Annotated in this window: 7 protein-coding genes; 4 read left to right on the top strand and 3 right to left on the bottom strand. The window is 59.4% G+C overall.

Annotated elements, in window-relative coordinates:
* Positions 1-88 precede the first annotated feature (88 nt).
* Entirely contained in the window at positions 89-2,788 is a 2,700-nt protein-coding gene (locus QCBJ_RS27225; protein WP_145994253.1) for a hypothetical protein, read from the top strand.
* A gap of 176 nt (positions 2,789-2,964) precedes the next feature.
* Positions 2,965-5,691 carry a hypothetical protein gene (locus tag QCBJ_RS27220; protein ID WP_102061970.1) on the top strand — a complete coding sequence of 909 codons (2,727 nt, stop codon included), beginning with the start codon at positions 2,965-2,967 and terminating at the stop codon, positions 5,689-5,691.
* A 62-nt stretch (positions 5,692-5,753) separates the two neighbouring features.
* On the opposite strand, the gene dsbG is transcribed toward QCBJ_RS27220, so the two are convergent.
* Genes dsbG through dsbD form a run of 3 tightly spaced genes read right to left on the bottom strand, consistent with a single transcriptional unit; the run spans position 5,754 to position 9,069 of the window.
* Positions 5,754-6,515 carry a thiol:disulfide interchange protein DsbG gene (gene dsbG, locus QCBJ_RS27215; RefSeq protein WP_093543740.1) on the bottom strand — a complete coding sequence of 254 codons (762 nt, stop codon included), beginning with the start codon at positions 6,513-6,515 and terminating at the stop codon, positions 5,754-5,756.
* Positions 6,491-7,342 (bottom strand): TlpA disulfide reductase family protein, encoded by an 852-nt coding sequence (locus QCBJ_RS27210; RefSeq protein WP_015885144.1) that lies wholly within the window; start codon positions 7,340-7,342, stop codon positions 6,491-6,493. The genes dsbG and QCBJ_RS27210 overlap by 25 nt, the downstream gene beginning before the upstream one ends.
* Complete coding sequence (gene dsbD, locus QCBJ_RS27205; protein ID WP_102061969.1) at positions 7,342-9,069, bottom strand: protein-disulfide reductase DsbD; 1,728 nt, start codon at positions 9,067-9,069, stop codon at positions 7,342-7,344. Before dsbD ends, QCBJ_RS27210 begins: the two co-directional genes overlap by 1 nt.
* Before the next feature lie 162 nt (positions 9,070-9,231).
* Here dsbD and QCBJ_RS27200 point away from each other — a divergent pair, with 162 nt between their 5' ends.
* Both QCBJ_RS27200 and QCBJ_RS27195 read left to right on the top strand, forming a co-directional pair.
* A complete protein-coding gene (locus tag QCBJ_RS27200; protein WP_015885142.1) occupies positions 9,232-9,912 on the top strand; it encodes a response regulator in 681 nt (226 codons plus the stop codon).
* Positions 9,909-11,231 (top strand): ATP-binding protein, encoded by a 1,323-nt coding sequence (locus QCBJ_RS27195; RefSeq protein WP_015885141.1) that lies wholly within the window; start codon positions 9,909-9,911, stop codon positions 11,229-11,231. Before QCBJ_RS27200 ends, QCBJ_RS27195 begins: the two co-directional genes overlap by 4 nt.
* Positions 11,232-11,282: the final 51 nt, after the last annotated feature.

Raw genomic sequence — 11,282 nt, 5'->3', positions numbered from 1 at the left:
TGAACGCATCAAATAGAACTCACTAGAGGGAGATCCTCGGCCTTAGATCTGGCCGAGGATAATAGGTCCTGAACACGGAGTTCTTATCATGGCTAAAAAAATCTCAACGCCGAACGTTTCCCCAAAGACGCTCAAAGCGCCAAAGTCCGCAGCGCTGGAGGTGGACAGTCCGTTACTTTCCAGTGAAGTGAACGGAACAGTGTCTACCTCAAGAATGAAGGGGTCATACCTGACATTCGATCCGCGAATGGATGAGGACAAACCCATTACTGTCACGTTCCACACAAAGGAAACGCCTGGACCGGTGTTCGAGGATATTGAGTATCCAGGCGCTGAACCAGGCGTAGGAAAGACTGAAATCCCTCTGCATTACATGACGGCGGCGATGGGATACACGCTCGTAATAACGTATACCGGTACAGTCAATGGGCAAGCTGCCGCTTCTTTGGATAAAGAAGTGTTGATGGAGTTTTACCCTGCGAACGAAGGCAAAGAATTCGCCCCTTACTTTCTCCACGAAAAAATGGTTCAAAACACACCTACTTTTGATATGCACGATTTCAAAGGGGATGGCATTGTTAAAACGAAGGTTCCTTATCTTGCCCAAGTAGGCGATAAGTTTTACTGCACGCTCGTTACGCAGCAATTTAGCGGGATGCCCGTTTTCTACAAAGTGGCTTATGGATATCGGTTAACGGATCAGGATATCGCTTTGGGCGAGCTTACTCACGCTGTCAGTCGTGCTTGGCTGGCACGGCAAATACCACGCTATGAATCAATGACCCTGCAATGTGCCTATATAACAAGTGGCTTAGAGGCGCAGCCTCCAGCCGACGTGACTAATCCTGATGAGAAGACACTTCTTCCGAGGAATGCCCTTCAAATCCAACATCGCCGTACTGCTGCTTTTATTGGGGATCAAGGCCTTGATCTTCTGCCTGCGCATCTGCGGCAATCCGTGCTTTTCAACGATGAGTGGTACCTCAACCCGGAACTCACCACACGGGGTGGGAATGTATATATTCCTGACTTGGAGACTTATGCAGACGACCAAATCTGTTTTTATGTGAGCGGGTCGGATTATGGGAACAAGCCGCTTGGCTGCGTGACAATTAAACACGACGGGGAACCGGCAACCACCGAGTTATCGCCCTGTGTCATTGCCTGCTTTTTTAACACGCCGATGGCACTGACCTACACCGTTCAGTTCCCCCACAGTAATGGCCCACAACAATCCCCTGAACGAGTGATTAACGTGTTGCTGCCCCGATTTCCCCTCTCTGGGATCGAACAGGCAACGGGCGATATCCTTGATCTCAGTACATTCGCAATGGACGCGACGGCTTTTGTGCCTGTCTGGGACTATGCCGAGTGTTCGAATCTTTGTTGGATGTGGATCACGGGCGAACGTGAAAACGGCAGCGCGTACCGGTTCGACATTTTGTCTGATGCACCTGTCACCGAGGACTGGAAGGTGCATGGCGTGGATGCGCGGATCCCAAGGGAAGTATTGCTACAGTTGGCCGATTGCAGTGAATTCAAACTGCACTTCGCGGCGAGCTTCTGTGAAGCCACCGCCCTGGCGGACGCCCATGAGTTTCCCGCGCAGGCATTCAACATCGAGCAGGAACCTCTGGTGCTGGCGGCGCCCAAAGTGACGGAAGCGGTCGGCACCGACTTGACTGCCTGGAATGGGCGCGAGGGCGTCCATGTCGAAGTGAGTTACACCGGCAAACACCCCAAGCACAGTATCAGCCTGTGTTGGGAGAGACCGGAGGGTACCTGCTGGCCGTTGGCCTCCAAGCCCGGCAGTGCTGTGGGTGCAGTCATTTTCTCACTACCGCGGGAAGCGGTTATCGAGAGCATGGGCAAAACAGTGGCGATCACCTACACCGTGACCACGGCGTGCAAGGTGCAGACATCACTGCCGTTGAATGTGAAGATCAGCAAACCTGTGCGTCTGCCGACGCCGGTTGTCCCACAGGCCACGCCACCGGTCGTGCAGGGTGGCATTCTGGATCTGGCCACCTTTTCAGGCGATGCGTCCATCACCGTGGAAAAATGGTGGTTTGCCCTGGCGGGCCAGCGAGTATGGCTAAAGTGTTCGGGCATTAGAAAGGATGGGAATGCTCACACCTTCTACGTATTGAAAGGCACAAGGCTGACGGACGAACAGGCCAAGAACGGGCTTGTGGAGTGGATGAGTCGACATGAGCTGGACGCGTTAAGACACGACACACCTCTGATAGTCACCTGTGTCACTGCACTCTATGACAGTGAACTTGAAGCAGATTCGATTGTTTTCCCGACGCTGCGCGTGATTATCAGAAAACCACTTGAATGTAAGACAGAAGATTTCGAATCACTGCCGTTGGAGCGTTTTGGCGCGGGCAACAGTGTGCAGACCCCGTTGATGAAAATAACCTTTCAGTCCGGATCGGGTGTGGCAGGCATTGTCACGTATGGCAATGACCCGTTCTATTCGGGCAAACATTTTGTCATGTGTGAAAACGAGGGCGACCAAGATCCGCCACAATTACATCGTATTGATTTCCCTCACGCCCTGGAGTCCATCAGGTTCGCGTGGTCGTGGAAACAGGCTCCCGCGACGCTCATTTTTTATAATCAGGCAGGCGGTGTGATTACCAAGCTTGATTACAATGACGATTGGCGAGGGGGATTCTGGGTTGATTATGTAACGGAACCGGGGACGGCTATTGCATGGATGACGATTCTGGTGAGGGACTACTCGTTTATTGACAACTTCAAAATGTGTTATCGAGTTTGAACCGGGGGCGCAGTGCGATGTTCGTCACGGACGCTGGTGAGTAAAAGACTGGCGTTCCGTTAGAACTGTCAATTCTGACAGTAGGCAAGGTTTCTGTTCCCTGCGTTAGATAACCGGAGTTCCCGGCCGGTCAGGCCCGCTTCGATCGTTATCTAACGTTGGACAGGAGTCTTATCGTGGCTAAAAAAACCATTCCTAAGCAAACTTCATCCACTCCACCCGTCAAACTGCCCCCCCGCCTGCCAAAAAAGCCTAAGGCGCAATTGCCCTTTCCGATTATCGCGTTCGCGGCGAATAACAGTGTGCTGTATCCCATCGATGCGATTGATGGGACGTGGGCCACGCTGACCCTGCCTACGGGCGCGACTGACCGCAGATTTTTCATGGCTATCAAGGGCCAGGTCGAACCTGCATTCGATCCCGTCTTGGTTGATGACGATGAGGATGTAGTACCGATTGCTGCGCCGTCCCTCAGTTTGATGATCGGGCATACGGTACTGATGTGGTACACCGCGCGTGTAGAAGGGAAGGAGAAGACCTCCTTGGTGTTGGAGCTGGAGGTTCAGCACATCAGGGAGGTACATCTCGCGGGGTCAAGACCGGAGTTTGTGCACGCTGAGTATGAGTGGAGCACGTGGTGGCTGTGGATGAGTGATTTCGAGGGCGATGAGACGATCACGATCGACGCCTGGCCGATGATCCAGCCCGGGCAGCGCTTGTTTGTTACCGTGGCCGGCGATCAGCATCAGGCGCCTTACCCCTTTATCTGGGTAGTCTATGACCATGTGGTGACGGAGGCCGAAGCGCATGCCGAGCATGTGTTTGAACTCGAACTGTCGCGCCGCTGGATGTCACAGCGCCAGGACTACTCGGCCCTGACGATCCACTTTGGGGTGATCTGGGACGGCACGGAGCCCGTGCCGCCGGATCCGGGAGATCCGCATCTGGAAAACCCATTGCCCACCAACGCCCAGGATTTCCACCTGCGCACTACCACGTTGTTGCGCGTTGACCCTGGGTTGGATTTACCGCCGCCGCATTTGCGTGAATCAACGGAGTGCACGCCAGGTCACTGGGTGCTCAACCCGGTCAACAGTGCTTCCGGTGGGCATGCGGACGTTACCTACGACTGGATAGCACCGGGAGACCACGTTTGCGCCTACGCATCCGGCCCGGGGCTGGAGACGCAGCCGCTCGGCTGCAAGGACGTGAAAAAGGGCGAAACCTCGCTGGCATTTGAGGTCGTGCCGTGGATTATCGCTGCGCTGTTCAACCAGACGTTAACGTTGACCTATACCGTGAGTTCCAACGGGAGCGATCCGCAGCACTCCCCCGAACGTGTCATCAAGGTCCTTGAGCCTTTGCTGACCGTGCCGGAGATCGCAGAGGCGACAGCGGGCATTGTGGACCTCAATACCTTCAATGGTAACGCAACAGGCGTGGTTCCCATTTGGGAGTACGCGGCGCGGGGAGAATGCTGCTGGATGTGGATCACCGGCACGCTTGAGGGCGGTGGTGCCTATCGGTTTGACGTGTTTGAGGATGAGCCGCTTACGTCCGAGTGGCTGCATGATGGGGTGAACACGCCGATCTCTAGAGCTGATCTGCAAACGTTGGCGGACTGCAGCGATTTCGTACTGCATTTCGCGGCGAGCTTTGATGGGCAGTGTGAACGCGCGACGGCTATTGAGTTCCCGTCGAGAACCTTCACCATGGTGCAGGAAGACCTGGTCTTGGTCGCACCGACCGTACGCGAAGCCGTGGGTAACCAACTGACGATTTACAACGGCAGAGAGGGCGTGACGGTGCGGGTGAAATATCCGAGCATCAGTGATCACCAGCAAATCCGCGTGTGCTGGAAACGGACAGACGGGACCTGCCTGCCCCTGGCCTCCCAGCCAGGTAATCATGCGCTGGGCCATGTGGACTTCAGCATCCCGCGTGAGGCGGTGATTGAGGCTGCCGGTGAAACGGTCACGATCAACTACACGGTAACGAGTGCGTGCAAACTTGCGACCTCCGAGTGTCTGGCGTTGCACATCAGCCTGCCGGTGCGTTTGCCCACGCCTGGGGTGCCACAGGCAACGCCGCCAGCGACCCAGGGCGGTATTTTGGACCTGCGTACCTTTGCAGGCGATGCCAGCATCACCGTGGAAAAATGGTGGTTCATCCTATTAGGGCAGGTGGGTTGGCTTGAGTGCCGAGGCACCCAGGAAGATGGCTCTTCCTACACCATTCATGTGATGGTCAACCAGCCGATCAACGCGAATGATCTGGCCAATGGGTTGTCACGCGTGCTCAAACGCGATGAGTTGAACAAACTGCGCAACAGGACGCCGTTGGACGTCGTATTCAAGTGCACCACAAAGGTCGGCGGCCATGCCGGGAACGCGGTCGAGTTTCCACTCTTGCACTTGGCGTTTCGTAAGGCGTTTTACGACTACACGGATTTTGATCCGGACGGTAAAGGTTGGAACGGCTGGCAAAGAGGCTTGGGTGCCGCCTCCCCGGCTGATTTGGTACATGAGCATGAAGCGGGGCTGCCTCCAGGGCCGAACCCGGTACATTTCCTGAAGGACTGGGGGTATACCGACACGAGGGATCCTGCTACCCAGAGTGAGAAAATGTACAAGGAGTTCAATGAACTTGAACAGGGGCGTACTTACACGTTCAGGGCCAGAGTTCGTGACAGTTACGGCTTTGCTTATAAACCCCGCTTGGTACTGCTGGCGAACGGAACTGAGATTAGCCCGATTGTAGAGCCGGGCCTTGCTTGGCAATTCATCGAGGGGGTGTTCACCGCCAGGTCAACCTCTACTCGGCTCAGTTTTGATAATCGCCGAATGGGGATTGCGCCCGGCAATGATTACGACGTTGAGTCGTTTCTCATAGAGGAGGTCTGATCAGATAACGCGGAAGGAATCAGGACAGGCCTCCATTTGAGGGAGGCCTTTTCTTTGCAGGCTTATTTAGGCCCGAGGATCTTCACCAACTTATCCGGCGAAGGCGCCCCCTGCTGTTGCTGCAAGCCACCCTTGTCATCCAGATAGAAAATCGCCGGCGTCGCCGACAATTCCAGTTCATCCATCAACTTCATATTGGCATCGAGCTTGGCCTCGATATCCGCCGGGATCTTGGCCAACGCCTGCAACTTGCTGCCCTTGCCGGCGGCTTCGTGTTCTTCCAGGGCTTTCTGCGGGTCTTTGGCCGCGAACAGCGCGGCGGATTTGCCTGGGCTGTCTTCGCGGATGATGCCGACCATGATGTGGCGCAATTGCACCTTGCCGGCTTTCACCCAAGGACGGGCTTGTTCCCAGAACATATTGCAGTAAGGGCAGTTGGGGTCGCTGAACAAGTAGACGATGCGTGGGGCTTTAACGTCGCCGTCCTGGATCCAGCTGCTTTTTTCCATCTTGGCCCAGACTTCCTTGGCCATCGGTGCGTACACCAGTTTTTCCAGCGGTGCGCTGCTGAGGTCATTGCCCTGGGCGTCGTACAGGTTGCCGGCGATCACGCTTTTGCCGTCGGCGGTCAGGTACAGGGCCATGCCCCGGTTCTGGTATTGGGCGGCGTAGCCGGTGAGGCCGCTGGGGGCGTCGAATGTGCCGAGGATCCTGGCGCCTTTGGCCTCGATCTGTTTGATCGGTGCCGGCCAGTCGTCGGCCTGGGCCAGGGTGGCGGCAAGCGTCAGCGGCAGCAGGGTCAGCAGGTGGCGGAGGCGGGGCATGTCGGTTTCCTTGTGGCGGCAGGAGCGGTGTCGAAGGGTTCCATGGCACGGGCCAGGCTGGCCTGGGACAGTTCGCCCAGGTGGCTGTTGATCAGGCGTCCGTCGGCGCGGTAGAACAAGGTGGTGGGCAGGGCCATTGAGCCCACGGCCTGGCCGAGGCGGCCGCTGGCGTCGAACAGCACGTTGTCGAGGGTCAGGCCTTGGGTGGCGAGGAAGGTGCTGACGCTTTGCATGCTTTCGGCCTGGTTGACGAACAGGAAGGTCACGTCGGGGCGTTGGTGCTGGGCGCGTTCGAGTACCGGCATTTCGCGGCGGCATGGCGGGCACCAAGTGGCCCACAGGTTGATCACCAGCGGGCCACCCTTGTAGTCGGCCAGTTGCACCACGTCGCCATTGGCATTGCGCAAGGTGATGTCCGGCAGTTGCGAGCCTTTGTCATACAGGTTCAGGGACACACTGGTCATACCCCAGAACACCAGGCCGGTGATTACGCCGGCACTCAGCGGTTTGCGCAGCGCCGGTCGCCGCCAACCGTAGGCCAGTGCGCCCAGGACCAGCGCGATCACGCCGGGCCAGGCGAGAAAACCGCCGTCGCGCAGGTCGACCATCTGCAGCCAGTCGTAGCTGTAGTCGCTCCAGTACATCAGTACAAAACTGACGCGGGCGACCAGCATGCCCAGCAGGAACAGGCTGAACAGCACCGATTCCGGGTTTTCACCGCCACGCTTGGCCACGCGCCAGCCTACCAGGGTGGCGATAATCAGCGCACTGATCAGCAGGATGTGATTCAGGGCGATGGCGAAGGTGCCGATGGTCAGGGTCAGCATCAGAGGGCGTCCCGGGTTTGCGTCCAGCGTTGCAGGAAAGTGGCGGCATCCACTTCGCCGGTGATGCGGTGGGCGCGGCGTTCTTCACCGTCCGGGCCGATCCACACAAAGCTCGGTGGGCCGGGGACTTTGTAGCGGCCGAGCAGCTCGCGGCTGGCGGTGTTGTCAGCGGTGACGTCCAGGCGCAGCAAGCGCACGTCCTTCAGGGCATCGAGTACTTCAGGTTTGCCGAACACCTGTTTTTCCATGATCTTGCATGCTACGCACCAGTCGGCGTAATAGTCGACCAGCACCCACTGGCCTTGGGCCTTGGCGCTGTCGAGTTGGCTTTGTAGCACGGCCGGGTCGTTGAGGGTCATGAAGGCGTCGTGGGCGGTGGGAGAGGCGGCGGCCCGCGAGCCGCTGTAGACCTTCAGCGGTTGCCACAGGTCATCGCTGCCCCCCGCGGCGCCCACCACCAGCACGGCGCCCCACAGGCCCAGCACCAGGGAGCCGGCGCCGAACACTTTGGCGGCCAGGCCGTACTCGCGGGCCAGGGTCCAGCCGCTGTAGGCCATCACCAGCGCGAGTGCGCCCCATAAACCGATCCACAGGTTTTCGCCGACCACCGGGCGAATCATCCACACCGCGGTGCCGAGGAACAGGAAGCCGAAGATACCCTTGAGCACGTTCATCCAGGTGCCGGGTTTGGGCAGGAAGCGATTGCCCACGGTCACCAGCAGCAACAGCGGAATACCCATGCCGATGCCCATGTAGAACAGAATCAAGCCCCCGTGCAGTGCATTGCCACTTTGCGCGATATACAGCAGCACGCCCGCCAGTGGCGCGGTCATGCAGGGGCCGACCAGCAGGCCGGACAGCGCGCCGAGTACGCCCGCGCCCATCAGGCTGCCGCCGCTTTGCTGGCGGCTGACGTTGTCCAGGCGGTCACGCAGGAACGCCGGCAGTTGCAGTTCGAAGAAGCCGAACATCGGCAGGGCCAGGATCACAAACAACGCGGCGAAACTGCCGAGGATCCAGGGGGTTTGCAACAGCGCGGCGAGGTTGCTGCCGAGCAACGCGGCCAATACGCCCAGCGCGGCATACACCAGCGCCATGCACACCACGTAGCTGCTGGCCAAGGCGAAGCCGCGACGCGGGCTGGCGCCACTGCCCACCACCAGGCCGGCCAGGATCGGCAGCATCGGCAACGAGCACGGGGCAAACGCCAACAACAGGCCAAGGCCGAAGAACACCAACAAGCTCCAACCCAGGCTGCGTTGTTGCAGGCCGCTGGCCAGGCTTTGGTCCTGGGCTTGGGCGGTAGCGGTGACTGCCGGGTTGCCGCCCAGGTCCACGGTGATCGACTGCGGTGGGTAGCACAGGCCCGCATCGGCGCAGCCCTGCCAGCCCAGCTTGACCTGGCCGGTGACCCCTGCCGGAATCTTCACTTCCAGGCCCTGGCGATACACTTGCTGCTCGCCGAAGAACTCATCGCTATGGGCTTCGCCCTGGGGTAGCGTCGGTTTTTCGGCGAGGCCGTCGAATTTCATGCGTTGTTGGTACAGGTAATAACCGTCGGCAATCTGCCAATACAGCTGGGTCTCGCCACTTTCAAGACGTTCGGAGGTAAAGGTGAAGGCCTTGCCCACCGGGAGGAAATCGGGTTTGGTCTCAAACGGGTTGCCCGGCGAGGCCTGGGCGAACCCCGCGAAAAAAACCAGCAGGAAGGTAAACAGATACCGCATCGTCAAGCCTTAGTTCGTTGCAAGTAGGCACACAATGTGTGGCGTTGATTAACCGATGATTAACCCAGGCTATTCTAGATGGAGTGTGGATCCTTTAGCGGCATAATCTGCGCTTAATCCGCTGCACTTTTAATCACCCCCATCTTTCATGAAGGGTTCACCATGCACGTACTGGTCTGTGAAGACGACGAACTGATCGCCAGCGGCATTGTGGCCGGCCTCACCGCCCAGGGTTTTACCGTCGAGCGCGTGGCCACGGCGGGCGCTGCACGCGCGATGCTCAAGGCGGCCACCTTCGACATCATGGTGCTTGACCTCGGCCTGCCGGATGAAGACGGCCTCAAGCTGTTGCAGCAGCAGCGCAGCCAGGGCCTGGAAATCCCGGTGCTGATCCTGACCGCACGGGACTCGGTGACCAACCGCGTCGACGGCCTGCAGGCCGGCGCCGACGACTACCTGCTCAAACCCTTCGACCTGCGTGAACTCGCCGCGCGCCTGCAAACCCTGTTGCGTCGGGTGGCGGGGCGCAGCGTCAACCTGATCGAGCATGGCCGCCTGGCCTACAACCCCAGCAGCCGCGAAACGTTCCTGGGCGGCCAGCCGGTGGACCTGTCGCGCCGCGAACAGGCGCTGCTGCAAGCCCTGCTGCACAACAAAGGTCGGGTGCTGTCCAGCGAGCAGCTCAAGGACAGCGTCTACGGCTTCAACGACGAATTGGAAAGCAACGCCCTCAACGTGCATATCCACCACCTGCGGCGCAAATTGGGCAATGGCATCGTCGAGACCGTGCGCGGCCTCGGGTACCGCCTGGGCCCGGCTGACGGGGGCGAGGACGCATCGTGAAAAGCCTGCGCCTGCGCCTGACGTTCAAGCTGGGCGCCGCTTTTGTGTTGATCTGGGCCCTGGCGGCGGCCTGGATGCTCAACGATCTGCGCAACCAGATGATGTTCTCCCTCGACCAGCGCCTGGTGGCGTCGGCGCGCATGGTGGCAGGCCTGACCGAGCAGATGCCGGGGCTGGCCAGTGTGAGCGGCGGTGCGCATTTCAGCGCCGAACAGCTGCACGTGCCCGGCGGCATGGCCTGTCAGGTCAGCTCCTTGCGTGGCGAAGTCCTGGCGCGCAGCCATACCACTCCAGAGGAGGGGCTGGAGTCGCGCAAGAGCGGTTTCCGGGACCAGGTCATCGATGGCGTGGGCTGGCGCAGTTTTACCTTGTCCCGTGGCGATCTGTTGATCACCACCGCCGACCGCCAAGTGGAACGTGAGGCGCTGAACCTGTCGATCCTGCTGGCGGCGTCGGTGCCGGTGGGCGTGGCGATGCTCGGCTGCCTGTGCCTGCTGTGGCTGGGTATCGGCCAGAGCCTGCTGCCGCTCAATCGCATGCGTGACGCCTTGATGCGCCGCAGTGCCGACTCCCTGGAGCCGCTGCAGATCCACCCGTTGCCCAGCGAACTCAAGCCGCTGCTCGACACCCAGAACCAACTGTTGCAACGCATCGCCAAGACCATCGAACGCGAACGCCGCCTGACCGGCGACGCTGCCCACGAACTGCGCAGCCCGCTGACGGCGATCAAGACCCACCTGCAAGTGGCGCGCATGACCGAAGGCGCGGCCCGCGACCAGTCCCTGGCCCATGCCGAGGAGGGCGCCGACCGCCTGCACCGGACCCTTGAGCAATTGCTGTTACTGGCACGGGTGGAAGGCAGCCTGTCCTTCGACGATGGGTTGCAATCGAGTGCCGAGGAAGTGGCGCGGTTGGCCATCCAGGATGCGAACGCCGGCGACAATTCGCGCATTGACCTGATCCTGCCGGATAACCTCTCCGGCGCCCCCGTGGAAATGCCGGTGGGCCTGGCGGTCGCCGCCTTGCGCAACCTGTTGGACAACGCTTTGCGCCATACACCGGCGGACACCCGGGTGGAGCTCAGTGTGTTCACCTCTGCCGATAACGTGGTGTTTCGCGTGCGTGACCACGGCAAGCAGATCTCCACCGAGGACCTGCAATACCTGACCCAACGCTTCTGGCGCAATGGCAACAGCGAAGGCTGCGGCCTGGGCCTGGCGATCGTGCAAGCGATTGTGCAGCGCTGTTCCTGCTCCTTGAAGTTCGACAGCCAGCCCGATGGCCTGCGCGTCGATTTGGGCATGCCGCTGCGGCGCTGATCACTTTTCTCTCACGTGCCAAATAGTTACCGCCCTCCTGGGGTTCAAATC

Origin of the sequence: Pseudomonas sp. QC2, assembly GCF_002859085.1 — a bacterium.
GTDB lineage: Bacteria > Pseudomonadota > Gammaproteobacteria > Pseudomonadales > Pseudomonadaceae > Aquipseudomonas > Aquipseudomonas petroselini.
The sequence above is the reverse complement of the archived record's forward strand: the minus strand, read 5'-3'. Positions and strand labels throughout refer to the sequence as shown.